This window comes from Euzebya rosea (genome assembly GCF_003073135.1).
Lineage (GTDB): Bacteria > Actinomycetota > Nitriliruptoria > Euzebyales > Euzebyaceae > Euzebya > Euzebya rosea.
The window spans coordinates 104,587-130,825 of the sequence record NZ_PGDQ01000007.1; the positions used below are offsets into that span (position 1 = coordinate 104,587).

At 71.6% G+C, this 26,239-nt stretch carries 20 protein-coding genes; 11 read left to right on the plus strand and 9 right to left on the minus strand.

Translation table 11 applies throughout. From position 1 onward, the window contains the following. Positions 1 to 36 precede the first annotated feature (36 nt). The gene (metA, locus tag CUC05_RS11485; RefSeq protein WP_108666254.1) at positions 37 to 1,104 is read left to right on the plus strand and encodes a homoserine O-succinyltransferase MetA; all 1,068 of its coding nucleotides are present in this window, start codon (positions 37 to 39) and stop codon (positions 1,102 to 1,104) included. A gap of 40 nt (positions 1,105 to 1,144) precedes the next feature. After that, positions 1,145 to 2,422, plus strand: coding sequence for an O-acetylhomoserine aminocarboxypropyltransferase/cysteine synthase family protein (locus CUC05_RS11490; protein ID WP_108666255.1), 1,278 nt, complete (start codon positions 1,145 to 1,147; stop codon positions 2,420 to 2,422). Positions 2,423 to 2,449: 27 nt separating this feature from the next. Here the strand turns inward: CUC05_RS11490 and CUC05_RS11495 are convergent, their stop codons facing one another. Beyond that, a complete protein-coding gene (locus tag CUC05_RS11495; RefSeq protein WP_170127993.1) occupies positions 2,450 to 2,671 on the minus strand; it encodes an amphi-Trp domain-containing protein in 222 nt (73 codons plus the stop codon). Positions 2,672 to 2,733: 62 nt separating this feature from the next. Here CUC05_RS11495 and CUC05_RS11500 point away from each other — a divergent pair, with 62 nt between their 5' ends. Continuing rightward, complete coding sequence (locus CUC05_RS11500; protein ID WP_170127994.1) at positions 2,734 to 3,351, plus strand: TetR/AcrR family transcriptional regulator; 618 nt, start codon at positions 2,734 to 2,736, stop codon at positions 3,349 to 3,351. A gap of 60 nt (positions 3,352 to 3,411) precedes the next feature. Beyond that, entirely contained in the window at positions 3,412 to 4,368 is a 957-nt protein-coding gene (locus CUC05_RS11505; protein WP_108666257.1) for a CHAD domain-containing protein, read from the plus strand. 14 nt (positions 4,369 to 4,382) lie between these two features. Here CUC05_RS11505 and CUC05_RS11510 read toward each other — a convergent pair whose 3' ends face one another. The 6 genes from CUC05_RS11510 to CUC05_RS11535 form a co-directional block, all read right to left on the minus strand. Further along, positions 4,383 to 4,835: a MaoC family dehydratase gene (locus CUC05_RS11510; RefSeq protein ID WP_108666258.1), complete on the minus strand. Its 453-nt coding sequence runs from the start codon at positions 4,833 to 4,835 to the stop codon at positions 4,383 to 4,385. A gap of 80 nt (positions 4,836 to 4,915) precedes the next feature. Then, positions 4,916 to 6,556 carry a M14 family zinc carboxypeptidase gene (locus tag CUC05_RS11515; protein WP_108666259.1) on the minus strand — a complete coding sequence of 547 codons (1,641 nt, stop codon included), beginning with the start codon at positions 6,554 to 6,556 and terminating at the stop codon, positions 4,916 to 4,918. A gap of 26 nt (positions 6,557 to 6,582) precedes the next feature. Next, the gene (locus CUC05_RS11520; protein WP_108666260.1) at positions 6,583 to 7,974 is read right to left on the minus strand and encodes an acyltransferase family protein; all 1,392 of its coding nucleotides are present in this window, start codon (positions 7,972 to 7,974) and stop codon (positions 6,583 to 6,585) included. A 107-nt stretch (positions 7,975 to 8,081) separates the two neighbouring features. Beyond that, entirely contained in the window at positions 8,082 to 9,011 is a 930-nt protein-coding gene (locus tag CUC05_RS11525) for an exopolyphosphatase (protein WP_108666261.1), read from the minus strand. A gap of 76 nt (positions 9,012 to 9,087) precedes the next feature. Then, the gene (locus tag CUC05_RS11530) at positions 9,088 to 10,512 is read right to left on the minus strand and encodes a WS/DGAT/MGAT family O-acyltransferase (RefSeq protein ID WP_108666262.1); all 1,425 of its coding nucleotides are present in this window, start codon (positions 10,510 to 10,512) and stop codon (positions 9,088 to 9,090) included. 78 nt (positions 10,513 to 10,590) lie between these two features. After that, positions 10,591 to 12,273, minus strand: a complete 1,683-nt coding sequence (locus CUC05_RS11535; RefSeq protein WP_108666263.1) for an EAL domain-containing protein — start codon at positions 12,271 to 12,273, stop codon at positions 10,591 to 10,593. Between the two features lie 90 nt (positions 12,274 to 12,363). Here CUC05_RS11535 and hrpA point away from each other — a divergent pair, with 90 nt between their 5' ends. Together hrpA and CUC05_RS11545 are read left to right on the plus strand one after the other, a co-directional pair. Continuing rightward, on the plus strand, positions 12,364 to 16,158 hold the full coding sequence (hrpA, locus tag CUC05_RS11540) for an ATP-dependent RNA helicase HrpA (RefSeq protein ID WP_108666264.1): 3,795 nt from the start codon (positions 12,364 to 12,366) through the stop codon (positions 16,156 to 16,158). Between the two features lie 32 nt (positions 16,159 to 16,190). Beyond that, complete coding sequence (locus CUC05_RS11545; RefSeq protein WP_170127995.1) at positions 16,191 to 16,688, plus strand: inorganic diphosphatase; 498 nt, start codon at positions 16,191 to 16,193, stop codon at positions 16,686 to 16,688. A gap of 54 nt (positions 16,689 to 16,742) precedes the next feature. Here CUC05_RS11545 and CUC05_RS11550 read toward each other — a convergent pair whose 3' ends face one another. Continuing rightward, complete coding sequence (locus CUC05_RS11550; RefSeq protein WP_157965465.1) at positions 16,743 to 17,648, minus strand: hypothetical protein; 906 nt, start codon at positions 17,646 to 17,648, stop codon at positions 16,743 to 16,745. A gap of 65 nt (positions 17,649 to 17,713) precedes the next feature. Between CUC05_RS11550 and CUC05_RS11555 the strand changes: the two genes are divergently transcribed. The 5 genes from CUC05_RS11555 to CUC05_RS11575 all read left to right on the plus strand — a co-directional run bounded on the left by CUC05_RS11555 (position 17,714) and on the right by CUC05_RS11575 (position 25,597). After that, positions 17,714 to 19,084 (plus strand): MFS transporter, encoded by a 1,371-nt coding sequence (locus tag CUC05_RS11555; RefSeq protein ID WP_157965466.1) that lies wholly within the window; start codon positions 17,714 to 17,716, stop codon positions 19,082 to 19,084. A 282-nt stretch (positions 19,085 to 19,366) separates the two neighbouring features. After that, on the plus strand, positions 19,367 to 21,010 hold the full coding sequence (locus CUC05_RS11560; protein WP_108666268.1) for a peptide chain release factor 3: 1,644 nt from the start codon (positions 19,367 to 19,369) through the stop codon (positions 21,008 to 21,010). Between the two features lie 7 nt (positions 21,011 to 21,017). Continuing rightward, positions 21,018 to 22,556 (plus strand): amidohydrolase, encoded by a 1,539-nt coding sequence (locus CUC05_RS11565; RefSeq protein WP_157965467.1) that lies wholly within the window; start codon positions 21,018 to 21,020, stop codon positions 22,554 to 22,556. Positions 22,557 to 22,602: 46 nt separating this feature from the next. Then, positions 22,603 to 24,141: a flavin-containing monooxygenase gene (locus CUC05_RS11570; RefSeq protein WP_157965468.1), complete on the plus strand. Its 1,539-nt coding sequence runs from the start codon at positions 22,603 to 22,605 to the stop codon at positions 24,139 to 24,141. A gap of 97 nt (positions 24,142 to 24,238) precedes the next feature. Further along, a complete protein-coding gene (locus tag CUC05_RS11575) occupies positions 24,239 to 25,597 on the plus strand; it encodes an MXAN_6640 family putative metalloprotease (protein WP_108666271.1) in 1,359 nt (452 codons plus the stop codon). An 11-nt stretch (positions 25,598 to 25,608) separates the two neighbouring features. Here CUC05_RS11575 and aat read toward each other — a convergent pair whose 3' ends face one another. Further along, positions 25,609 to 26,238: a leucyl/phenylalanyl-tRNA--protein transferase gene (gene aat, locus CUC05_RS11580; RefSeq protein ID WP_108666272.1), complete on the minus strand. Its 630-nt coding sequence runs from the start codon at positions 26,236 to 26,238 to the stop codon at positions 25,609 to 25,611. Position 26,239: the final 1 nt, after the last annotated feature.

Sequence of the window (26,239 nt, forward strand, 5' to 3'; positions counted from 1 at the left end):
GGCTAGGTTCAGGCGCCCGTCAGACCAAGGACGCCGATGCCGATCGTTGCCCACTCCGGACTGCCCACCTTCCGCACGCTCGCGGAGGCCGGACAGCCGGTCCTCTCCGCCAAGGACGCCCTCACCCAGGACATCCGTGAGCTGCACATCGGGCTGCTCAACATGATGCCGGACGCCGCCCTGAAGGTGACCGAGCAGCAGTTCATCCGGCTGGTCGGCGGGTCCAACGCCATCGTGCAGCTCTACGTGCACCCGTTCACCGTGCCGGGACTGGACCGCAGCGCCGAGGCGCAGGCCTGGATCGACGAGTACTACGAGCCGTTCGACAAGCTCCGCGAGGAGGGGCTTGACGCGCTGATCGTCACCGGGGCCAACGTCAGCAACCCCGACCTGGCCGACGAACCCTTCTGGGAACCCCTCGGCGAGGTGATGGCGTGGGCCGACGAACACGTCACCTCCACCCTCTGTTCGTGCCTCGCGACCCACGCGATGGTGCAGCAGCGCTACGGCGTGCGTCGCCGGAGGCTGCTGAACAAGCGCTGGGGGGTGTTCCCCCATCGTGTGGTCGACGACGGCCATCCGCTCCTGCTGGACACCAACAGCCGGTTCGACGTCCCCCATTCACGGTGGAACGCCGTCAGCAGCCGCGAGCTGCGCGAGGCCGGGGTCCGCATCCTCATCGAGTCCCTCGACGGCGACTTCCACATGGGGACCTCCGCCGACGGCATCCGGACCGTCTACCTGCAGGGCCACCCGGAGTACGACCGGGTCAGCCTGCTGAAGGAGTTCAAGCGCGAGGTGGACCTGTACCTCGCCGGTGAGATCGTCGGCGCGCCGCCGCTGCCCGACCACTACCTGACCCCCGCGGCGGCCCGGTTCGCCTGGGACCACGTCGACCGGGCCGGCCGTGCGGTCGAGGCCGGCCACCCGGTGCCCCCCTTCCCCGAGGCCGCGCTGTCCGGCGAGCTGGACAACACCTGGACCGACACCGGCAAGGCCATCTTCAACAACTGGCTGGGCCTCGTGTACCGCCTCACCGACCACGAACGGGGTGTGCCGTTCATGTCCGGGGTCGACCCCGACAACCCCCTCGCATCCCTCTGAACCGTCCGACCGACCACCCGCTCAGCTAGGAGAACCTGACATGCGCGACGAAACCCTCGCCATCCACGCCGGCTACGAGACCGAACCCACCACCAAGTCCGTGGCGGTCCCGATCTACCAGACGGTGGCCTACGAGTTCGACAACGCCAAGCACGGCGCCGACCTGTTCGACCTCGCCGTCCCGGGCAACATCTACACCCGGATCATGAACCCCACGCAGGCGGTCCTCGAGGAACGCCTTGCCGCCCTCGAGGGCGGGGTCGCGGCGCTCGCGACCAGCGCCGGCAGCGCCGCGATCACCTACGCGATCCTGACCATCGCCAAGGCCGGCAACAACGTGGTCACGGTCCCGCAGCTGTACGGCGGCACCTTCACGCTCTTCCAGCACATGCTGCCCGACCTCGGCATCGACGTGCGGTTCGCCGCCAGCGACAGCGCGGAGGACCTCGAGGCGCTGATCGATGACAAGACCGTGGCGGTCTACCTGGAGTCCATCGGCAACCCCGCGGGCAACATCCCCGACATCGAGGCCATCGCCGAGGCGTCGCACCGGCACGGCGTCCCGGTGATCGTGGACAACACCGTCGCCACGCCGAGCCTGATCAAGCCGCTGAAGTGGGGCGCAGACATCGTCGTGCACTCCCTGACCAAGTACATCGGCGGTCACGGCACGACCCTCGGCGGGGTCATCGTCGACGGCGGCACCTTCGACTGGGTCGCCAACGCCGAGCGGTTCCCCATGCTCAACAACCCCGAGCCGGCCTACCACGGTGTGGTCTACACCGAGGCGCTCGGCCCGGCCGCGTTCATCGGTCGGGCACGGACCGTCGCGCTGCGCAACACCGGCGCGGCGATCTCCCCGATGAACGCCTGGCAGATCATCCAGGGCATCCAGACACTGCCCCTGCGCATGGAGCGGCACTGCGAGAACGCCCAGGCGGTCGCGGAGTTCCTCGAGGGCCACGAGCTGGTCGAGTGGGTGGAGTACGCAGGCCTGGAGTCCTCCCCGCACCACGAGATGGCCAAGAAGTACACCGGGGGCAAGCCGTCGGCGCTGCTGTCGTTCGGCATCACCGGCGGTCGCGAGGCCGGCGAGCGGTTCTACGACGCCCTCGAGCTGTTCACCCGGCTGGTCAACATCGGGGACACCAAGTCGCTGGCGGCCCACCCCGCCTCGACGACGCACCGTCAGCTGACGGAGGAGGAGCTCGCCACCGCCGGGGTCACGCCGGACATGGTCCGACTGTGCGTCGGCATCGAGCACATCGACGACATCCTCGCCGACCTCGAGCAGGCCCTGAAGGCCGCGCAGGGCTAGGACGACGTCAGCCGCGGGCCCGTCGGGTCACCACGAGATCTCCAGCTCGATCTCCGACCCGTCGGGCCCGACCTCGACCTCGAACTCGACGCTCACCTCGTCGGGTACGGCGACGGTGACCCGTCGTCCGTCCTGCTCGACGCCGACGGAGTTGTGGCGGGCGAGCGCGTCGGCGAGGTCCCGGAGGAGCGTCGCCGCATCCTCCCGACTCATCCGCTGCGTGGACTTCGATTCGAACAACGTGGTCATGCGGACAGCGTAGATCGGTACGGGCCGACAGCGGCGAGATGGCCGCTAGGGTTCGTGGGGTCATGCAGAACCCTTCACATCCTGCGGAGATGTCGGCGACCCGTGCCGCGCTCCTGACCCGTGCCGAGGCCATGGCCCAGAGCCTTGCCTGGCACGAGGTCACGATGAGCAAGCTGGCCGAGTCCGCCGGGGTCAGCCGGCAGACGGTGTACAACGAGTTCGGCAACAAGCAGGGACTTGCCAGGGCCATCGCCCTGGTCGTCGCCCAGCGGCTCCTGCAGGACTTCACCGAGGCTGCGGCCACCGAGGACGACCTGCACGGGGCGCTTGCGGCCGGCCTCGTCTCGGCGTTCGAGCACGCCGACGAGACGCCGCTGGTCCATGCCGTCCTGACGGGCCAGTCGGGCAACGGCCTGCTGACGGTCGTGACGACCGACGCCTCGGAGATCCTCGAGACGGCTGGCGGGGCGATCACCCACATGTTGATGGCGCGATGGCCGGACCACGACCGGGCAGCCGTGGCCATCGTCGCCGAGCTGGCCATCCGGCTCTTCGTCAGCCACCTCCTCCAGCCGGGTCCCTCGAGGCGGGTCACGGCGACCCGCATCGCGACCATCGCCCTGGCCGCCCTGGACCACGGGCAGGAGCTGCTGGACGCGGCCGACGCCGGGGTGCGCTGACCCCTACCGCGTCCGGGGCGGCCCGGTGTGCCCGCCGCCTTGCGGGGGTAGGAGACGCGCATGCCCTTCGCGATCCAGCATGGAGAGGACCTGGCCAACGCCCTGCGCCGCATCGCCGGTGAGCAGGCAGCCCGCGGCCTCGACGCCCTGTCCACGGGGATGTCCCACCCGGCCGACGCGATCGATCCCCACGGCGAGGATGCGTGGGACGAGGGCGTCCACGACGCCCGGAAACGGTGCAAGAAGGTCCGCGCCGTCGCACGGCTCTGCCGTGACGCCCTCGGCGATGGCTACTCCCCCATCAACGCCGCCTTCCGGGACGCCGCACGGATCGTCGCCGACGCGCGCGACGCCTGGGCCCTCGTCGAGACCGTCGACCTGCTCGCGTCCCGCGACGACGACGACCTGTGCCCCGAGGAGGTCGCCCGGGACATCCGGCGTGCCGTGGTGGACCGCTACCACCGGGTGCGCACCGCCGCGGCGGAGTCCGGGCTGCCGGCCGAGGCCCACTCGGCCCTGCGGGACGCTGCCGCGGACATCGACCGCTGGCCGCTGTCCGCGGGCATGACCGCCGCAGACCTCGAACCGAGCATCGCCCGGGTGCACGGCCGCGGGCGGGACCGCTGGCTGGCGCTGCGCGACACCCTGCAGGACGACCCGGACGAGGCCACCGAGGAATGGCACGACTGGCGGAAGCGGGTCAAGTACCTGCGCTACCAGGTGCTGCTGCTGGAGGAGGCCTGGCCGGAGGTCATGTCGGCGACCGAGTCGCTGCTCCACGACCTGACCGACGCGCTCGGGGAGGACCACGACCTCGCGGTCCTCGTCGACGTCCTCCGGGACGAACAGCTGCTGGATCCGGCGCGAACCACCCAGGCCGCCGGGGCCATCAACGCCCAGCGGCACGCGCTGCGCCACGACGCGATGCTGCTGGCCCCGCTCGTGTACGCCGAACCGACCGCCGCCTTCGCATCGCGCGTGATCGGCTGGGCCGCCCACGGGCTGGCGCTGGACTGACCCCGTCGACCCGCCTACGGGTACCGGAGGATCAGCCAGGTCGCGACGAGCGCCGGCCGGTCGCTGCCCTCGATCTCCACCGTGACCTCGACCGTGGCCATGACCCCGCTCCCCTTCTCGGCGGTCTCCAGCAGCCGGCCGTTGGCGCGAACGCGACCCCCGACGGGAACCGGGCTGGTGAAGCGCAGCTTGTCCAGGCCGTAGTTGACGCCGGCGCTGGCCTCGGTGACCTGGAGGATCTGGCCGACGAGGTGCGGCAGGAACGACAGCGTCAGGAACCCGTGGGCGATGGGGCCACCGAACGGACCGGCCGTCGCGCGCTCGACGTCGATGTGGATCCACTGGTGGTCCAGCGTGGCGTCGGCGAACTGGTTGACCATCTCCTGGGTGACCTCCAGCCAGTCGCTGGTCCCGAGGTCCATCTCGCCGGCCTCGGCCAGCTCGGTCAGGGTCATGGTCGTGGGCATCGCTCGCTCCTCGGCTCGGTGGGTGTGCGGCGCAGGATCGCACACCCGTCTGCCGGCCGGCCAGCCGGGACCCCGCAGGGTCAGCCCTCGGCCGGCAGCACCTCGATGACGTCGCCGCGACGAGCGACACCGGTCCACGTCCGGACCGTGCCGTCCGGGGCCTCGGCGGTCAGCACGTAGGGTTCGGGGGGCCCGCCGGCCTCCAGCGTCTCGGCCACGACCGAGGGGTTGACGTGCCATTCGATGGTGCCGTCGGCACCGACGACCATGGTCGCCTCCAGGTGCTCCTGGTGCCGGGTGTCGCCGTCGACGGCCCGGGAGATCGGGATGCTGACGTCCTTCACGAGGGTGAGGACGGTGCCGGGGGCGGCCGTTCCGACGAGGACGGCGTGCTGGGCGCGGTCGAGGGCGGCGTGCAGCATCTTCAGGTGGGCCTGCCAGTTGTCGGCGAAGTAGCCGGGGACGTTGTCGCCGTACACGGGATGGAAGGACGACCCGTGCTCGAGGGTGTAGCAGTAGGTCCCCAGGGTCCCGTACATCCAGTCGTCGATGATGCCGGTCCCCGGGTACAGCGCCTCGTTCCACGAGCCCGACGTGTAGCCCATCGGGTCGGCCATGTCGTCGCCGAGGGCGGCGAGCGCGGCCTCGTCCGGTGGCTCGGCGGGGGTCCAGCCCCACGGTCGCAGGACGAGGTCCCCGGAGGTGTGGTTGGAGATCGCCGCGAGGATCTGGGTGGAGCGGAACAGCGACGTCAGGGCCTCGATCTCCGGTTCCGATCCGGGCCCGGGGCCGAAGTGGGTCTGGCTGGTCGTGGTCGCCGACGCGCCGACACCGCCCCACCTGTAGGGGTAGTTGCGGTTGATGTCGACGCCCTGCTGGGGTTCGAACGCGCCCGGCAGCGGGGTGTGCTTCAGCAGGTTCTTGCGGTGGTAGGGCCCCTCCTGGGCCAGGAGGGTCAGCCCCTCGACGAACGCGGCCTCCTCGACGTAGGGCACCGTCTCCCGGGACCGGACGAACCCGTCGGGGTTGCTGACCGGGATGACGAAAACGCACAGCTGCTCGAGCAGGCCGGTGACCTCGGCGTCGACGTCGAGCCATCCTTCCACCAGCGCCTCGGCGAACATGATGGTCAGCTCGCCCGACGGCCACTCGCGGGCGTGGTGGAGGCCGCACATCATCGCCTGGGGGCGGCCGTCGGTGTCGGCCACCGCCACGTCGGCGCCGATCACCAGGCCGTGGATGGTCCGGCCCTCGTGCGTCAGCGGGCTGTCCAGGACCAGCGGCCTGACAAGGTCCGGGGCGAGCTGCACCAACCGGTCCATGTCGCCGATGTACTCCTCCAGCACGCGGTACCCGGTGCGTTCCTGCGGACGCCTCCGGGCGTGGGCGGCCTCGACCAGCCGATCGGCCACGAAGCGGGCGCCGAGGTCGGGCTCGACCTCCTCCCACGTGATGCCGGCGGCACGCAGCCGGGCCCGGTCCCCCGGCCAGGCGACGACCTCCACGTGCCCGTCGTGCACGTGCTCGGTCAGGTCGAACTCTGCCATGACGTCCCGGAACGCATCGGTGAGGAGGACCCTGACGAGCGCGGTCGGTTCCGTCCGGCTGGCCCGGGAGACGAGGTCGCGGGACAGCGCGGCAGCGCCGGTCGGCGGGAGCAGGGCGACCGCGCTGGATGCGGCCGCCCCGAGGAGCAACGAACGACGGGTGAGGGAGTGCATGGCCGCGAGGTTCGCCGCATCCCTGCTCAGGTCCTTCCCATGTTTCGTGACGATCGTGTTTCGGCCGTGGCGCCGTGCAGCAGGACCGTCGCGGCCAGCAGGGCGAACGGCCCCCACACGCGCCCCTCGGCGGTCCCGTGCAGGACGACGTCGGCGATCCCCCCGCTCGCCAGCGCCGTGGCGACGAGCGTCCGGGACGTGCCGGGCAGCGGACGGGCAGCGGACAGACGCACCAGCCGCGTCGTGGGCCCGCTGACCACGGCGATCAGGGCGACGGTGACGGCCAGGGCGGCGACCATCTGGACGGGGTGGACCAGCCACCAGGTCGTGGTCAGGGGTTCGACGGCCAGCACGGCGTCGATGACGGGCAGGACGAGGCGAACGGCCAGCGCCACGAGGACGACCAGCCCGGTCATGTGCCACAGGTACACCGCCATGCTCCACCTGCCGGCGGCCTCCAGGACCCGACGACGAGGCGCAGTCCGGCCGAGCCACCCCTCGAGGCGCGGCCCGACCGACAGGGCCATGCAGGCGTAGGAGAGGCCATGGACCGCGAGCAGCAGGCTCGGCGGGGAGTTGTTGGACCTCGCCGCGTCGGTGACGCCGACGACGGGCACGGGGTAGCCGGCCACGACGACCAGCCCGAACGCCACCAGCAGCGCTGCGGCGCCGGCCCGCCACAGTCCTCGGGTGTCGAGCGATCCCAGCCCGACGGCGACCCCGATGGTGGAGGGAATCATCCAGACGATGGGGAAGTTCAGCCAGCCGGCGAACGGCACGCCTGCGAGGTGCAGGGAGTCGACGGCTGCCGCAGCGAGGAGGAGCGCGGCGACCGGCCGGACGACCCCGTGTCGTTGGACCATGCCAACCGCCGTCGGCAGGAGCGCCTGCACGAGCAGGTAGACCGCGAGGAACCACAACGGCACCAGGGCGGCCTGGGACGCCACCCCGACCATGTCGACACCGAAGCTCCCACCGAGGGGGGGACCGCCGATCGTCCAGAGGGCCAGCAGCGGCAGGGTCGGCACGACAAGCTGGCGGGCTCGCCCTGCGACATGGTCCCGCCAGACGTCGCCGAAGGCCGGCCGGTGGGCCGACCCCGGCGACCCGAGCGCGTCGGCCAGGCGTGGCGCCGCGACGACGGCGCCGACGGCGAAGAAGCAGGCCATGACCTGGACGACCCAGGTGACGGGGTGGGTCCAGGGGGCGATGTCGAGCAGGGCCGACACGGTGAGGTCGTCGCCCCGCAGGACCACCACGGCGATCAGGTAGTGGCCGAGGACGACCACGAGGAGGGAGGCGGCCCGGACGGCGTCGACCCAGCGGAGTCGAGTGGTCGGTCGGGGGTCAGTGGTCGCCTCGTGGCGAGTGGACGGGGTGGCTGTGGCGGCCGGCTGGAGCGACTCGGTCGTTGACATGACCCGAGCGTCGCCCGCGGGGCTGCCGGGCGAATCGGGGGCAGCCCCCGTATCGTCCCCGACCCACCCCGGGGTCGTCTCGGGGTCACCCCCGAGTGGTCAGCCGGTCAGGCGGGGACGACCGCGCCGTTGAGGGCGTCGACGATCGTGTCCAGCGTCGCCACGGCGTCCTCGTGGGCGACCTGGCAGGTGCCGGCGTTGCGGTGACCGCCGCCGCCGTGGGCCAGCATCAGGTCGCCGATGGACACGTCGTTGGTGCGGTTCAGGATCGACTTTCCGACGGCGAGCACCGTGTTCTGCTGGCCCTTGCCCCACAGCACGTGCACGGAGACGGTCGTGTCGGGGAAGAGGGCGTAGATCATGAAGCGGTTGCCGGCGTGGATGGTCTCCTCCTGCCGGAGGTCCAGCACGGCCACCTCGCCACGCACCGTCGTGCAACGCCGCAGCTGGTCGGCGAATGCCTCGGCCTGCTCGGTGTACAGCTCGACGCGTTCGGCCACGTCGGGGAGCTGCAGGATCTGCTCGATGGTCAGCTCGCGGCAGGCGCCGATCAGCTCCATCATCAGCTGGTAGTTGCTGATCCGGAAGGTGCGGAAGCGACCCAGGCCGGTCCGGGCATCCATCAGGTAGTTGAGGAGCGTCCAGCCCGTGGGATGCAGGATCTCCTCCAGGGAGTACTGGGCCGAGTCGGCCTGGTCGACGGCGCGCATCATCTCCCCGCTGATCCGCGGGAAGGCGTCGGTGCCGCCGTAGTGGTCGAAGACCACACGAGCTGCCGACGGGGCATCCGGGTCGATGATGTGGTTGGCCCGGTCACCCACCCGTCGGGTCTCCGACAGGTGGTGGTCGAAGACGAGGTGTGCCCCCTCGACGAAGGGCAGGTTGGTGGTGATGTCCCGGTCGGTGATCTCCACCACGCCGTCCTGCATGTCCTTGGGATGGACGAAGAGGATGTCGTCGATCAGGCCGAGCTCCTCCAGGAGCGCGGCGCACACGAGGCCGTCGAAGTCCGAACGGGTGACGAGGCGGTAGGACATTGGGGTTGGGCACCAGTGGTCGGGGTCCGGTCGTCCTTCCAGTCGGCAAGCTCGGTCCGGCCCTTAGCCCGCGTGCTCAACCCTCCAGCAGCGCCGCCATCTCCGCCATCTCCGCGGTGAAGTCGTCGGCCATCTCCCAGAGGTCGGGCACCATGTCGCGGTCGGCGACCAGGCCGAACTGCAGCTCGTCGCGGTAGCTGAACAGGGTCACGTTCAGGCCCATGCCGTCGTAGATCGCCGACACCGGGAAGATGCCTTCCATCCGGGCCCCTCCCAGGTACAGCGGCACGGGTGGGCCCGGGACGTTGGAGACGACGACGTTGAACGGGGTGCGCATGTGGTCGGCCCAGCCCAGCCTGGCGATGGTCCTGGCCGCGCTGGCCGCGAGCGCCGGGGACGCGAACTGGGTGAAGTCCCGCAGGACGCTGGCCGGGACGGCGTTGCCGCCCTTGGCCACGTCCATGGACGACGACGCGCTCCGCAGGCGATCCTCCACATCCGGGACGTCGGTCGGCAGCAGGGCGATGAGGGCGTTGACCTGGTTCCCGGCGTCGCCCTTCTGGTCGGAGGTCCGCATCGAGATCGGCACCATCGCCTGGAGGGCCTGGTCCCCCAGCGCATCGTGGCGGGCCAGCCAGCGGCGCAGCGCACCGGCGGTCAGCGCCATGACCACGTCGTTGACCTTGCAGTCGTAGGCGTCCTTGAGCCGCTTGATGTCCTTGAGGGGCATCGAGGCGTAGGCCCACCGGCGGTGGGGCGAGATCGTCCCGTTGAACGGTGAGGGCGGTGCCTGGAGGTGCGGTTTGCCCAGCAACCCCTCCCCCATGCGGGACCGCATCCTCGACGGCGCGGCCTGCTCGGCCATCCTGCCCAGCAGCGGCAGGGCCCCGGCGGCACGAACGGCCATCCGGCCCGCCCGGCCGGGCAGCTTGACCAGGCCCTGCGCGGAACGCAGCAGCATCTCCGCGTCCGACGGGGGTCGTTCGCCCTTCATGGCCTCGCGGTGCCCCGGCACCGGTGGCGTGGGCTCGAGGTCGAAGACGACGCCGAGGATGTCCACGCCCGAGACGCCGTCGATCGTCGCGTGGTGGTTCTTGCTGTAGATGGCGACCATCCCGTCGGCCATGCCCTCGATGACGTAGGTCTCCCACAGCGGCCGCGACCGGTCCAGCGGGCGGGCGTGGATCCGCGCGACGATGTCGGCCAGCGTGCGGGCGTCACCGGGCGGCGGCACCGCGATCCGCCGGACGTGGTACTCCAGGTCGAACTCGGGATCGTCGATCCAGTACGGGTGGTCGAGCCCCATCGGCGTGGTCACGAGCCGCCAGCGAAAAGGCGGGAGCAGGTGCAGCCGGTTGCGGTACACGTCCATCACGGTCTCGTGGGTGAACCCACCCTCGGCCGTGGACGGATCCACGAAGACGACCGATCCAACGTGGAGCGGGGTGTTGGGACGCTCGAGGTTGAGGAACATCGCGTCGAGTCCGCTGAGCTGCCGCATGGAGTGGTCCTTCGTCGAGACGGGCGGATCACCGCACACTATCCCCCACACCCCGGACAGGCGGGTGGATCGACGCCTTCAGGGTCGCCCGGGCCCCTTGGTCGGCTCGGCCTCCGCTGCGGACCTCGGTTCGCCCAGCAGGTGGCCCTGCGCCAGCGACACCCCGAGGTCCTCCAGCACGGCCAGCTCCTCGACTCGCTCCACACCTTCTGCGATGACCTGCGCACCCAGCTCCTCGGCGAACCCGCGCACGCCGGAGATCAGGGCCTGGCGTGCCCCGTCGGTGTCGACCTCCCGGATCCATGCCTTGTCGAGCTTGACGAAGTCGGGTTCCAGCGCCAGCACGTGGGCCAGGCAGGCGTATCCCGAGCCGGCATCGTCGATGGACAGCCGTGGGCTCGACGGCAGGTCCCTGAACGCCGTCAGCAGGCGGTCGTAGTCGTCGATGGGGTCGTGTTCGGTCAGCTCCAGCACGACCTGGCGGTCGGTTCGACCGAGGACGGCAGGCAACCGATGGTCGAGGATCACCGAGGGCGAGAGGTTCAGGGCCACCCACGCCGTCGTCGGAAGGGCTTCGGCCGCCCGGAGCTGCTGGGTGATCGCGGCGAGCTGCAGCTCGACGCCGACCCCGAGCAGGCCGGCGGACCGGAAGCGCGGCTCGGGCGGTTGTCCGTCCCGGAATCGGGTCAGCGCCTCGAAGCCCTCGACCGTACGCGTCTCGGTGCGCACGACCGGCTGGAACACCGAGGCGACGCCGTTGCCGGCCACCGCCGCCTCCAGCGCGTCCAGGTCGTGACGGGTCCGGGCCTCGGCGGACAGCAGCTCGCCGAACCGGGACGCGGCCGCGCGGGCCAGGCCGGCTGTGCCGGACAGGATCCTCGACCGCTCACGAGTCCCCCGCAGGCTGGCCGTCCCGAGGATCCCGATCGTCCGTCCGTCCTGGACGAGGGGTGCCGCGCACACGAGGGACGGAGCCCCTCCGATGACCGACGACAGGGCCATCCCGCTGGCCGGCTCCACCCAGGGGCCCTCCCCCGCCTGTGCGCGAAGCGCACGATCGGCCTCCGGTGGGACCGGGGCTCCGGAGCTCAGGGAGACGCCGACCGTCGACCCCGACAGGGCGATCACCCGGCCGCTGCCGGGCCCGACGAACCCCACGACGACCGCGAGGTCGACGTCGGGCAGGCCGAGCGCACGGCTGGTCGCCGTCCGCGCCACGTCGACCGACGTCGTGGCCCGCACCATCGCCGCCGAGGCGTCGATCAGCAGGTCCTGGTCACGAGCCCGGTCGGCCACGAGTGCCGCCAGGCGCCCGGCATGGTTGACATGTGACCGAACACGCGCCTTCAGCTCGACCGGGGTCATGTCCTTGTCCACGAAGTCGAGGGCGCCGGCGTCCAGTCCGGCGACACGCGAGTCGTGATCGGCACGTGCGCTGATCAGGATCACGGGGATCGTCCCGGTTTCGGTGGCCCGGCCGAGGTCCTCCAGCAGCTCGATCCCGTCGGCGTCCACCAGGTGGCGGTCGAGGACCACGACGGTGATTCCCCCGTCGTGGACGATCGCCAGCGCCTCCTCGATGGTGCCGGCCACGACGACGTCCCACGAGTCGTCGGCCAGGACCACCGAAAGGAGCGTCCGCACGGCGACGTCGTCGTCGACGACGAGCACGCGAGCGTGGATGGCATCCTCCTTGTCGACGGCCTCGTGCGTCGGCCCCGGGCCGGTCCGGCGGAACTGGCTGTTCTCGACTGTACGCACGCAGGCGGAACACGCAGCGTAGCCACGTCCGGTCTGATCCGACTAGTGCGTGCTGCCACAGGCGTTCGGGCCACGTACCGTTCCAGCGCCATGACCAGCGCAGCGACCGGGGCCGGAGGGGTGCCCGTGCAGGACCGCACGACGTCCATCCCGACGCCGTCGCGGCCACCCGAGCTGCCCATCACCGACCGGGCCGACGAGATCGTCGCAGCCATCCGTGACCACCAGGTCGTCGTGCTCGCCGGTGAGACCGGGTCGGGCAAGAGCACCCAGCTTCCCAAGCTGTGCATCGAGGCGGGACGGGGCACCAACGGCCTCATCGGACACACCCAGCCGCGTCGCATCGCCGCACGGGCCGTGGCCGAACGCGTCGCGGAGGAGCTCGACAGCCGGGTCGGGGACCTCGTCGGCTACGCCGTTCGGTTCACCGACACGGTGTCGAAGCGCTCGGTGATCAAGGTCATGACCGACGGGATCCTCCTGAACGAGCTGCAGCGGGACCGCCAGCTCCGTGCCTACGACACGATCATCATCGACGAGGCCCACGAACGCGGGCTCAACATCGACTTCGTGCTCGGCTACCTCGCGCAGCTGCTCCCCACGCGCCCCGACCTGAAGCTGATCATCACGTCGGCCACCATCGACACCGAACGCTTCGCGGCGCACTTCGCCACCGACGGCGTCCCGGCCCCCATCATCGAGGTGTCCGGCCGGACCTACCCGGTGGACGTGCGATACCGCCCGCTGGAGCACGCCGACAGCGACGGCAACGTGGCCGAGCTCGACCTCGTCGACGGCATCGTCGACGCGGTCAAGGAGCTGGTCGAGGAGGGCCCCGGGGACATCCTGGTGTTCGCCAGCGGGGAACGCGACATCCGCGACGCCGCCGACGCGCTGGGCAAGGCCAAGCTGAAGGGCACCGAGATCCTCCCGCTGTACGCCCGCCTGTCCGCCGCGGAGCAGCACCGGGTCTTCAGCGGACACGAGGGTCGGCGGATCGTCATCGCGACCAACATCGCCGAGACCTCGCTGACCGTGCCGGGCATCCGCTACGTCGTGGATCCGGGACTCGCACGCATGTCGAGGTACAGCCGGCGGACGAAGGTCCAGCGCCTGCCGATCGAGAAGATCTCCCGGGCGTCGGCCAACCAGCGGTCGGGTCGGTGCGGCCGGCTGGGGCCGGGCGTGGCCATCCGCCTGTACGCGGAGGAGGACTTCGAGGCCCGCCCGGCGTTCACCGAACCGGAGATCCTCCGTACCAACCTGGCGTCCGTCATCCTTCGCATGACCGCGATCGGGCTCGGCGACGTCGACGCCTTCCCGTTCCTCGAGGCGCCCGATCGGCGCCAGGTGGCCGACGGTGTTGCCCTGCTGGAGGAGCTCGGCGCGATCGTGCCCGATCCCTCCGCCCCCGGCGGACGGGCCCTGACCCAGGTCGGCACCCGGCTGGCCCGGTTGCCCGTCGACCCGCGGCTGGCCCGCATGGTCCTGGCGGCCGAGGAGGAGGGCTGCGTCCACGAGGTCATGGTCATCGCGTCGGGGCTGTCCATCCAGGACCCGCGCGAACGCCCGCAGGACAAGGCCCACACCGCCGAGCAGTACCACGCGCGCTTCGTCGAGCCGGGGTCGGACTTCCTGACACTGCTGAACCTCTGGGATCACCTGCGCGACCAGCAGCACCAGCTGTCGGGCAACCAGTTCCGCAAGCGGTGCCGCCAGGAGTTCCTGCACTGGCTGCGAGTGCGCGAGTGGCAGGACGTCTACAGCCAGCTCAGGCGGATCGCCAAGGGCATGGGCATCGCCATCAGCAAGGACCCCGACAACCACGACGGGATCCACCGGTCGATGCTGGCCGGCCTGCTGTCCAACGTCGGTGTGCGCGACGGGGACAGCCGCGAGTACCTGGGCACCCGCACCACGCGGTTCGTGCTCGGCCGTCGGTCGGCGCTGGCGGACCACCCCCCGGGCTGGGTCGTGGCCGCCGAGCTCGTGGAGACCAACCGCCTGTGGGCCAGCATGGCCGCGGCGATCAGGCCGCGCTGGATCGAGGAGCTGGCAGGTGACCTCGTCACCCGCAGCCACTCCGATCCCGAGTGGAGCAGGGACCGGGCTGCCGCCACGACGCTGGAGAAGGTGGTGTTCCGGGGGTTGCCGATCGTGCAGGCACGACGGATCAACCTGGGACGCGTCGACCGGGGACGGGCCCGCGCCATGTTCATCGAGCACGCGCTCGTCAACGGGGACTGGGACCACAGCCACCGGTTCCTGGCGGCCAACGCCGAGACGGTCGCCCGAGTGCACGAGCTCGAGGCGCGGCTGCGGCGACCCGGCCTGCTGGCGCCCGAGGACGTCCTCGCCGATCACTACGACGCCCATGTGGGACCCGACGTCGTCAACGGCGCCTCCTTCGACAAGTGGTGGCGGGGGGTGTCGAAGGATCGGCCGCACCTCCTGGACGTCACCGTCGACCAGCTGCTCGCCGGTGGACAGGACAGCCTCGTGGACCTGTCGGCCTACCCCGACACCTGGGCGGTGGGCGGCAACGACCTGACGCTGGACTACGCCTACGACCCCGACGACCCGCAGGCCGACGGGGTCACGGTCGACATCCCCCTGGAGATGCTCCCGCGCATCCAGCCGGGACACTTCGACTGGCAGGTACCGGGACTCCGCCACGAGCTGGTTGTCGCGCTGATCCGGGCCCTTCCCAAGTCGCTGCGTCGTGCGCTGGTCCCCGCCCCGGACACCGCCACGCGGGCGCTGCAGCACATCGGCCCCGACGACGGTCCCCTGCTGCCCGCGCTCGCCCGTGAGCTGACCCGGTTGTCGGGCGTCACCATCACCCCGGAGGCCTGGGCCGGCGCGCGGCTTCCCCCGCACCTGCGGATGCGGTACCGGATCGTCGGGGAGAAGGGGACCCTTGCCAGCGGGACCGACCTGTCGGCGCTGAAGGAAGGGGTGGCCAGCCACCTGCGCAACGCCGTCCGCAAGGCTGCCCCCTTCCCCGAACACCGAGGGCTGACGGACTGGACCTTCGGTGAGCTGCCGCGTGTCGTCGCCAACCGTGCGGGCGACGTCGAGGTCCGGGCGTACCCGACGCTGGTCGACGAAGGGACCACCGTCGGCGTCCGCAGCGTCGCCACCGAGGCCGAGCAGGCGCGCGCCATGGCCGCGGGGACGCGACGGCTGCTGCGCCTCGCCCTGCCCTCGATGGTCCGGGTCGTCGCCGGCCAGCTGGACCAGCAGGAGAAGCTGCAGCTGACGATGGCGCCCCACCCCGACGTCCCGGCGGTGGTCGAGGACTGCCTGGACTGCGTCATCGACGCGATCGTCGAGGACGCCGGCGGGCCGGCCTGGACCGCAGAGGACTTCGCGGCCCTCCGCCAGGACGTGCGAGAACGTGCGCCCAGGCTGGTCGTCGTGACCGCCAAGGCGACCGCACACATCGTCCAGCGCGCCGGGGTCGTCCGCGAACGGCTCCGCCAGCCGCTCCCGCCGTCCTTCGACGACGCCAAGCGCGACGTCGCCCAGCAGCTGGGACGGATGGTCTACCCCGGGTTCGTGGCCCGCACCGGCGGTGCACGACTGCCGCACCTCGCGAGGTACCTGCAGGGCATGGTCGTCCGGCTGGAGACCATGGGCCGAAACCCCGACCGGGACGCCGACGGCATGGCGCTGGTGCGGGACCTCGAGGAGGAGCTCCGGTTGCTGGTCGACGTCCGCGGGCAGTCGTTGGACCCCGTGGCGGTGCAGGCCGTCCGCTGGCAGCTCGAGGAGCTGCGCATCAGCCTCTTCGCCCAGCAGGTCGGCACGGCGGAGCGGATCAGCGACGCGCGGGTCCGGCAACGCCTCCTCGACCTCCGGACGGGCAGGCCCCGATCCTGACGTCAGCGGACGAGGCTGCGATGATGCGGCCCATGACCGTCGATGTGTTCGTAGAGATCCCCGCAGGATCCCGCAACAAGTACGAGTGGGACCACGAGATCGGAGGGTTCCGGCTGGACCGGATGCTGTTCTCGGCCGTGCACTACCCCGGCGACTACGGGTTCGTGCCGAACACCCTGTCGGGTGACGGCGACCCCCTCGACGCCCTGGTCCTGCTGGGCGTGCCGACCTTCCCGGGCTGCACGATCACCTCACGGATCGTCGGGGTGTTCGACATGGCCGACGACAAGGGTGAGGACGCCAAGCTGATCACCGTCGCCGAGGCCGACCCCCGCTGGCAGCACGTGCGGGATCTCGCCGACGTCCCCACGCACATCCTCGACGAGGTGCAGCACTTCTTCAGCATCTACAAGGACCTGGAGGGCAAGTCGGTCCGCATCGACGGGTTCCGCGACCGTACCGCCGCCCTGGAGCAGCTGGCCGAGGACCGCGAGCGGTTCGCGTCCCTGGGGCGCACGTCCGAGGGTTGAGTGTCCGGGGACCGGGCGTTCCGTGGTGACTGGCGAAGTGGCGTCGCGGTCGCGTCACGCGCGCAGCGGACCACCCCGCCAGCGCGCCCCGTACATGACCGCGACCTGCACGATCGTCCCGTCCGCGAGCCTGACGGCCAGCGGCCCGTCCAGCATCGTCGAGACGCCACCGGTGTCGCGTTCGTCGACCCCGAGGTCCATGACGACGCTGGTGTCCGGCCTGCAGCCGGGCGGCGAGCCCGTCGGCGTGTCCCGACACCAGACGGCGGCGCCGTCGGGCTGCACGAGCACGTGACCCTCCACGATCTGCCAGCCGTCCCGGTGCCGGTCGAGGGCGGTGAGGAAGCCCGTGTGGTCCAGCGGGGCGGGGCCCGACGGGATGGGGGTGTCGACCACGGGATCCTTGCGGCATCCCGCAGGCGGACCGAGGCCGTCCAGCGCGCCCCTCAGCGCGGGCCTGAGCAGCTCGTCGGGATGGTTGACGGGATCTGCCCGTCCCACGCGCAGCGGGTCGCCGGCCCCGGTCTCGCCTTCCACGACCGTCCATCGATGGGTGATGAGGTCCGCTGGGGCAACATCGTGGTCGGTCGGCAGCCCGCTCGGTGACGCGCCCGTGTAGCGCCGCCCGTCCGGTGCGAAGCTCCGACCGTGATGGCCGGCCACGAAGCGGTCCCCGGCCGCGCACCACGCGACCAGCTCGCCGACGCCGCTGACCGTTTCCGGCGCCAGCGCCTGGATCACCCGGAGGTCCTCACCGGCGCCACGGACGACCCAGACCGGGGTGCCGTCGGCCAGGACGGCGGCCTCCACGCTGTCCTCCGGCGGGAGGGCGATCACGTCCGCTCCCTCCCCCGGGAGCAGCAGGCGGACAATGACGATCGCGACGGCCGCGGCCAGCACCGCCCTGCGCGCGGGCAGCGGACGTGCCGCGGGAGTCGGGGTGGCTGTCTCGACCGCCATGCGGAAGACGCTACGCCACGGCCCGGCCGCGGGGAAGGCTGCCGACGATGGGTAGGGTGTCGCGGGTGCAGTCGACCCGCCCCGAACCCCCGATGGAGGAGACGCCCGCATCCGCCCGGCGGGCCGCGGTGCTGCTCGGGGCGCTCATCGCCCTGACCGTCGTCGGATCGAGCGCGGTCGCCGTGGCCATCCCCGTCGTGCGCTCGGACCTCGACCTCACCGTCAGCGACGCCGCATGGATCTTCTCGGTGTTCAGCCTGTCGATGTCGGTCGCCACCGCGGTGTTCGGACGGGTGGCCGACATCTTTGGCCTGCGGCGACCGTTGGTCGTGGGCGTGCTGGTCATGGCGCTCGGTGCCGCGATCGCCGCGTCGGCCCCGTCGTTGCCGATCCTGCTGGGGGGCCGGGTGCTGCAGGGCATCGGCAGCGGCGCCGTGCCCGTGCTGGCCAACGGCATCGTGGCGGCGCGCTGGACCGGTGCCGCCCGTTCGGCGGTGTTCGGCAGCCTCTTCGCCGTCGTGTCGGCCGTCAGCGGCGCCGGGCCGATCATCGGTGGCGGCGTGGAGACGGTACTCGGGTGGCGATGGGTGGTGGCCATCCCCGTCGTCGCGGTCCTGCTGATCCGGCCGATCGTCCCGATGGCACCCAACACCGTGCGTGGTGGCAGCTTCGACGGTCGCGGCGCCGCGCTGGTCTCGACGCTGGTCTCGGGCGTCATGTTGTTGCTGCAGTCCCCCACCGCAGGCGCGGCTGCCGGGACGGTCGGCGCCGGCCTGCTGCTGGTGTCACTCCCGTTGTTGTGGCGCCACACCCGCCGGGCCCCCGACGGCTTCCTGCCCCACGCCGTGATCGGCAACCCGTCGATCCGTGCCGCGAGCATCGGCGGCCTCGTGCTGCTCGGCGGCTACTTCGCCGCCCTGCTCGCCGTGCCCAGCCTGCTCGCGGAGACCCAGGGATGGTCCTCCCTCGCCATCGGCCTGGCGATGCTGCCGGCCGCAGCCGCCGGGGCCGTCGGGTCCCGTGTCGTCGGGCGCCTCCTGGCCCGGGGCGGCCACTTCCGCATCGCATCCGGCGTCGCGGCCGGGTCGGTCGCCTGCCTGCTGCTGGCCGGTTTCGGTGGCGGGTCGCCGTGGCTGCTCGTGCTGGGCGTGGCCGGGGCGTCCATCGGCTTCAGCGGCGGCAGCGTCGCCCTCAACGACCGGGTCACGCTGGCGGCCGACGACTCGTTCCTCGGCGTCGCGCTCGGCATGGTCAACATGGTCCAGTTCGTCGGTGGGGCGATCGGCACGGCGCTCCTGGGTGGGCTCAGTGGCCTGGTCGCGCTGCACACGGCCCTCGGCCTGGCTGCGGCCCTGCCGGCGCTCGGCCTGGTCGTCCTCGTCCGCGCCGCCCGCCGCGACGCCGCTGACCCCTCCCCTTCCCCCATCGCCGCCTGACCCACCCACGACGGGGGTCCTCCCAAGGCCGTGCGCCGGTGTCTGCACGATTGGCGTCCGGCCACGATCGTCGGATCCGGTGCACCCGTGCACCCCTCGCCACAATCGTCGCCCACGACCAATCGTCCGCGAATGGCGTCCGGCCACGATCGTCGGATCCGGTGCACCCGTGCACCCCTCGCCACAATCGTCGCCCACGACCATTCTCGGGATGGACGGCAACCAGCCCCGACCCACGGCGGGCCTGCGCCGATCCGTCGCCGGTGGCACCCTTGCGGGTCCATGTCCTCCACCCCCGCCCCCAGCGCCAGCATCGGCACCGCCGCGTTCACCGACGCGGTCGGCCGGCGGCGCACGTTCGCGATCATCTCCCACCCCGACGCGGGAAAGACGACGCTGACGGAGAAGTTCCTGCTGTACGCGGGGGCCGTGGGCGAAGCGGGGGCCGTCAAGTCCCGTCGGGTCGCCCGTGCCGCACGAAGCGACTGGATGAAGCTGGAGCAGGAGCGCGGCATCTCGGTGTCCTCCACGGTCCTGCACTTCGCCTACCGGGACTGGCGCTTCAACCTGCTGGACACCCCCGGACACGCCGACTTCTCCGAGGACACCTACCGAACGCTCTGCGCCGCCGACGCCGCGGTGATGGTGCTCGACATCGCCAAGGGCCTCGAGCCGCAGACGCTCAAGCTGTTCCAGGTCTGCCGTGACCGCGGCCTGCCGATCGTGACGTTCGTCAACAAGTGCGACCGACCCGGCCTGCCGCCGCTCGGGCTGCTCGACGAGATCACCGAGCAGATCGGCCTGCAGCCGGTCCCGATCACCTGGCCGGTGGCCGACGGGTCGGACTTCGCCGGGATCGTCGACCGTCGCACCGACGAGCTCGTGCGCTACGACCGCACCGCCCACGGCGCCCGCAAGGGCCAGGAGGTCGTCGAACCCTGGGCGACCGCCGACCCGAAGGGGTGCCCGCCCGACCGCTGGGACGCGGCCAAGGAGGAGCTGGAGCTGCTGGACATGGAGGAGCGCGAGCTGGACCAGGACGCCTTCCTGGGTGGCACGCAGACCCCGGTGTTCTTCGGCTCGGCCCTGCAGAACTTCGGGGTGCGCCTGCTGCTGGAGGGGTTCGCCGAGCTCGCCCCCGCACCGTCTGCCTCGCCCGTCGACCAGCCCGCCGACGTCGGTGCCCGTCCGGTCGCCGCACCCTTCGCCGGCCAGGTGTTCAAGGTCCAGGCCAACATGAACCCCCGCCATCGTGACCGCATGGCCTTCCTGCGCGTCAACTCGGGCACCTTCGAGCGGGGCATGAGCGCCACCCTTGCGAGGACCGGCCGGACCTACCAGCTGAAGTACGCCCACCAGCTGTTCGCGGCGGACCGCAACACCGTGGACCTGGCCGTCGCCGGCGACATCGTGGGTCTGGTCAACGCCGCCGACCTCGTGCCGGGCGACACGCTGTACACCGACGACGCCGTGACGTTCCCGCCCATCCCGACCTTCGCCCCGGAGAAGTTCGTGTCGGTGCGGACCACCGACACCAAGCGCTACAAGCAGTTCCGCAAGGGGCTGGTGCAGCTGGACGAGGAGGGGGTCATCCACGTGCTGCGCCGTCCCGAGTTCGGTGACCAGGAACCAATCCTCGCCGGCGTCGGGCAGCTGCAGTTCGAGGTCGCCGAGCATCGCTTCGAGCACGAGTTCGGGTGCCCCGTCCGCATGCAGCCTCTCCAGTGGGAGGTGGCGCGACGCATCGACTCCAGCGCCGTCGATGCGCTGCGGGGGCAGTTCAAGACGATGGTCGTGGAGGACTCCCAGGGCAACCACATGGCCCTCTTCGCGTCCTCCGTGGCCCTGGACAAGGCCGAGCGCGACCACCCCGACATCACCTTCGAACCGCTCGGGACGGGCCTGGCCCGCCGCGTCGCAGCCTGATGCAGGAGTGAGCCCCGCAGGGGTGACCGCCGCGGGGATGCCCGAACGCGTCCTCTGGGTCGGCCGGGGCCTTGCCGACGTCGGCGGGGTCGACCCGAGCCATCGCGCCGTCCTGGTCGACGGCGACCACATCGCCTGGACCGGTCCCGACCCGGCCGCCGCCCCCGCCCACGACAGGGTCGAGGACCTCGGTGAGGTGTGGTTCGCCCCCGGGTTCGTCGACGCACACGTCCACGCCACCGCGACCGGGCTCGAACGGGTCGGCGTCACGCTCGCCGGCGCCGGATCGGTCAGCGAGGCCCTCGCCCGCGTCCGCGCCCACGTCGAGCGGACCGATCCGGCGGTCGTCCACGGCACCGGCTGGGACGACCAGGCGTGGCCCGAACAACGCCCGCCGACCGCCGATGAGCTGTTCGAGGCGGCTGGGGGTCGGCCGACGGTGCTGTTCCGCGTGGACGGGCACTCCTGCGTGGTCGACCGTGGACTGCTCGGCAGCCTCGACCTGCGCCACGTCGACCAGCACGTCACCCGCGACGTCGACGGCCTCCCGACGGGCTGGCTGCTGGAGGATGCCGTCGCTGTCGCCCAGACCGCGCTCGTGGGGCTCCTGGGCCCCGAGGCGATCGGCCGAGCACGCCGGGAGACCTGCCGGGCGGCGCTGGCGCTCGGCATCACCTCCCTCCACGAGATGGGCATCCCCGAGCTGTCCGACATCGAGGACGCCCTGGCCTGGGCCGACGGCGACTGGCCGCTGGAGGTACACGCCTACTGGGCCGACATGGCGTGGCAACCCGGGGGCCCCCTGCGACCCGGCGGTGACCTGTTCCTCGACGGCTCGATCGGCTCGTGCACCGCCGCCGCCAGCGCCCCCTACCTGACCAACGACGGGGTCCGGACCAACGGCGCGCTGTTCCACGACGACGACGCCGTGACCGACTTCTTCGTCCGGGCGACCAGGGCCGGCCTGGGTGCTGGCGTGCACGCCATCGGCGACGACGCCACCGGCCAGGCCGTGCGGGCCCTGTCGCGGGCCGCCGAGGCCTGCGGGGTCGACGCAGTCCGGCGGGCGCGGCACCGCATCGAACACCTCGAGCTCGTCAGCCGCGAGGACGTCGCGACGCTGGGACGCCTCGGTGTCGTGGCCAGCGTGCAACCGGCGTTCGACGCCACCTGGAACGGACCGGGTGGCCTGTACGAGCACCGCTTCGGCCGCGAACGCGCCGACGTGACCAACCCCTTCTCCTGGCTGACCGCCCACGGCGTCGACATGTGCTTCTCCTCCGACTCCACCGTCACCCCGATGGACCCGTGGGGCGGCATCCGGGCCGCCGAGCGGCACCACGGCGGCCTTGGCATCGACCGGCGGACCGCGCTTTCGGCCGCGACCATCGGCGGCCATGTCGCGGTCGGCCGCGACCACCTGGTCGGTGCGCTGCTCCCGGGGCACCGAGCCGACCTCGTCGCGTGGCCCGGAGACCCCGTCACGGACGCCGACCCCTGGGACTGGTCCCCCACCCTCGTGCTCGCCGCCGGACGCGCGACCTGACCCCTCGCCTTCACGTGCCATCAAACGATGGTGCACAATCCGTGTCATGTTGAGCCTGCTCCTCGCCAAGGTGCCCACGTCCCGTCCAGCCCGGTCCCTGCGCGTGGTGATCGTCGGTGCCGGGTTCAGCGGCATCGCGATGGCCCTGGCGATGACGCGGGACGGACACGCCGACGAGATGGTGATCGTCGACGCCGCCGACGACCTGGGCGGCACCTGGCGCGACAACACCTACCCCGGGTGTGCCTGCGACGTGCCCTCCCCGGTCTACTCCCTGCGGGACGAACCCAACGACTGGCCACGCTTCTTCTCCGAGCAGCCCGACATCCTCCGCTACATGCAGCGGGTCGCCGACGACCACGACCTGCGTCGCCACATCCGGTTCGGTACCGAGATCGTCCGCCAGGAGTGGGACGAGGCCACCGCCTGCTGGACCCTGACGACCGCCGACGGCGAGACGATCGAGGCCGACGTCGTCGTCAACGGCGTGGGCCCGCTCACCAAGGCGGTGATCCCCGACATCCCCGGCCGCGACGACTTCGCCGGGCCCGCGTTCCACTCGGCCCACTGGCGCGACGACGTCCAGCTCGCCGGGGCCAGGGTCGGCATCATCGGGACCGGTGCGTCGGCGGTGCAGATCGTCCCGAGCATCGTCGACGAGGTCGAGGAGATGACGGTCTTCCAGCGCACACCCGGGTGGGTGCTGCCCAAGCTCGACCGAGAGTTCTCCGGCCTCGAACGACTGCTGCTCCGCAGTGTTCCCGGTGCCCACCGCCTCCTGCGCGAGGTCACCAACCTGATCCTCGAGCACGGCGTCTGGCGGATGCTCGAGCGGGACCCGCGTGTAGCCGCACGCCTGCGGAAGGCCGGCACCTGGAACATCCACCGGGCGGTGGGGGACCCAGAGCTCCGGGAGAAGCTGACCCCGACCATCGAGCCGGGCTGCAAGCGCCTGCTGCTGTCCAACACCTACTACCCGGCCCTCGCCCGGGATCACGTCACGGTCGCGACGGAGGGCATCGAACGGATCACCCCGTCGGGCGTCCGGCTGGCCGACGGCACCGAGGTCGAGCTCGACGTGATCATCTGGGGCACCGGCTTCGACGCCCACCACTTCTGGGCGCCGATGGAGGTCATCGGCCGTGACGGGCAGGACCTCCACGACGCCTGGTCCGATCACGGCGCGGCGTACAACTCCCTGGCCGCCCCGGGTTTCCCCAACACCTTCTTCCTCCTCGGGCCCAACAGCGGCACCGGGCACAACTCCGTCGTCCTGATGGCCGAGGCGCAGGCCGACTACATCGTCCAGGCGCTCGAGCACCTGCGGGCAGGCCGGGCCGACTGGCTGGAGCCGACCCGCGAGGCCGCCGACGCCTACGCCGAGGAGATGGCCGAACGACACGCGGACCTGGTGTGGGCGTCGGGCTGCGGCAGCTGGTACCTCAACGACGACGGCGTCAACGACACGCTCTACCCGGGACGCGTCGGGCACTACCAGCGACGGGTTGCGACCTTCGACCCCGAGGCGTGGTCCTTCGGCCGCCGGCGGGTGGCGCCCGCCGAGGCCGAACCGGCCATCGCCTGAGCCCGGGCGCGCGGTGGGCCGGTCCGGACGATGACGACCGCCTGACGGTCGTGGCGGAGCCCGGCCCCCGACGGGCCACCGGCCTATCGTTGGGGTCGTGCGGAACCTGGTCGTCCTGACGCTGATCGCCGTCGTCTGGACGATGGTCGGAACCAGCGTGTCGACGGCCGTCCCCACCACCCATGCCGAAGCGAGCCGGCACGTCCTCGACGACCACGTCCGGTTCCGGCCCACCACCGAGGGGGCGTCCGACGAGTTCCAGGCACCCGAGGGACAGCGATACCACGTCGACACCCCGCACTTCCGCATCCACTTCACGGACACCGGACCCGACGCGGCCCGCATCGCCTTCGTCAAGGAGGCCGCGACGGTCATGGAGGAGGTGTGGGACGCCGAGATCGAGCGGCTCGGTTGGCCCGAACCCCTCCCCGACCAGGGGCTCGGGGGGACCGATCGCACCGGGCGGGACCTGGTGGACGTCTACCTGGTCGACCTCGACGACGGGCCCTACGGCTACGTCGCGGCGGACGAGGAGAACCCGTGCGTCCTGTGCCGCTCGGTCCACGGCTTCCTCGTCCTGGAGAACGACTACGTCGGCTACGCGCCCAACCCGTCGGATGCGCTGCGGTCGACCGCGGCCCACGAGTTCGCCCACCTGATCCACATGCGGATGGCCTGGGACGGGGAACCCTGGGCCTACGAGGCCACCGCCGTGTGGATGGAGCAGGCCGTCTACCCCGACGCCGATGCCCGCACCGCCTACCTGCAGGACTTCGCCGCCCTGCCGGAGCTGTCGTTGTCGGACTTCTCCCAGGGCGGAGGTGGCTTCGACCGTGCCTACGGCGCCTACGTCTGGAACCTGTGGCTGGCCGAGCGCTACGGCGACGACATGATCCGCCAGGTGTGGCAGGCGGCTGCCGACACCGACTCCCACCTGCTCGGCGGGTACGCGACCGTCCTGGCCGACCGAGGGACCTCCCTCGACGAGGAGATGGTGGCGTTCGTCGCCGCCACGGCCGCATGGGAGGTCGCCGGGTTCCCGGGCGAGCCCCTCGCCTACCCCACCGTGTCCCGCGCCGGCACGCTCACGAGCGGTGACGTGGTGACGGTCGTCGTCGACCACGCCGCGGCCCACGTCGTCGACCTCGAGGGTGTCGGTGACTCGGTCACGATCACCGTCCGCGGGCCCAGGCACGTGGCCGGCGGGGTGGCCCTCGTCGCGTCGGGTGCCGGTCGCGTGGTCCAGGCCATCGACGGGACGCTGTTCGACGGGCAGGCAACGGTGACGCTGGACGGCATCGGCGAGGCCGGCCGGGTGTCGGTTGTCGTGGTCAACGCCGACACCGCTCTGGCCCGCCCGAAGCGGCCGGGCGATGACCGCGCGTCCTACCTCAACGACGACATCGAGTGGGTCGTCGGCGTCGACGCCGACCCGGGAATGCCGCTGAAGCGCTGAGCGCCGCGGGGTCACAGGAACGTGATCGGCGCGTCCCGGACGGCGTGCAGCACGTCGAGGAAGGACGACCGGCCCACCATGCGGGCCCCCATCGACTCGAGGTGGTCGGTGTGCAGCTGGGCGTCGATGAGGGCGAAGCCCCGCTCGAGCAGGTGGTCGTCCAGGGCGACGAGCGCCACCTTCGAGGCGTTGCTGACCCGATGGAACATTGACTCGCCGGTGAAGACCCCACCGATGGTGATGCCGTACAGGCCACCCACCAGGGTGCCGTCCCTCCACACCTCCACGGAGTGGGCGTGGCCCATGCGGTGCAGCGCCTCGTAGGCCGCGCGCATGCGCCGGGTGATCCACGTCCCCTCCTCCGCCCGTTGGGCGCAGGCGGCCATCACCGCCGGGAAGGCCGTGTCGAAGGTGACGTGGAGGTCGCCCCTGCGGATCACCTGACGCAACGACCGGGATCGCTTGACCGACCCGACGACGAACACCGCGCGGGGGTCCGGCGACCACCAGAAGACCTCACCGCTGCCGTCCGGCCACGGGAAGATGCCGTTGCGGTAGGCCTCCACCAGGGTCGATGGACGGTAGTCCTCACCGATGGCCAGCGGCGCATCCGCCGGCGCGAGCCTCGGGTCGGGGAACATC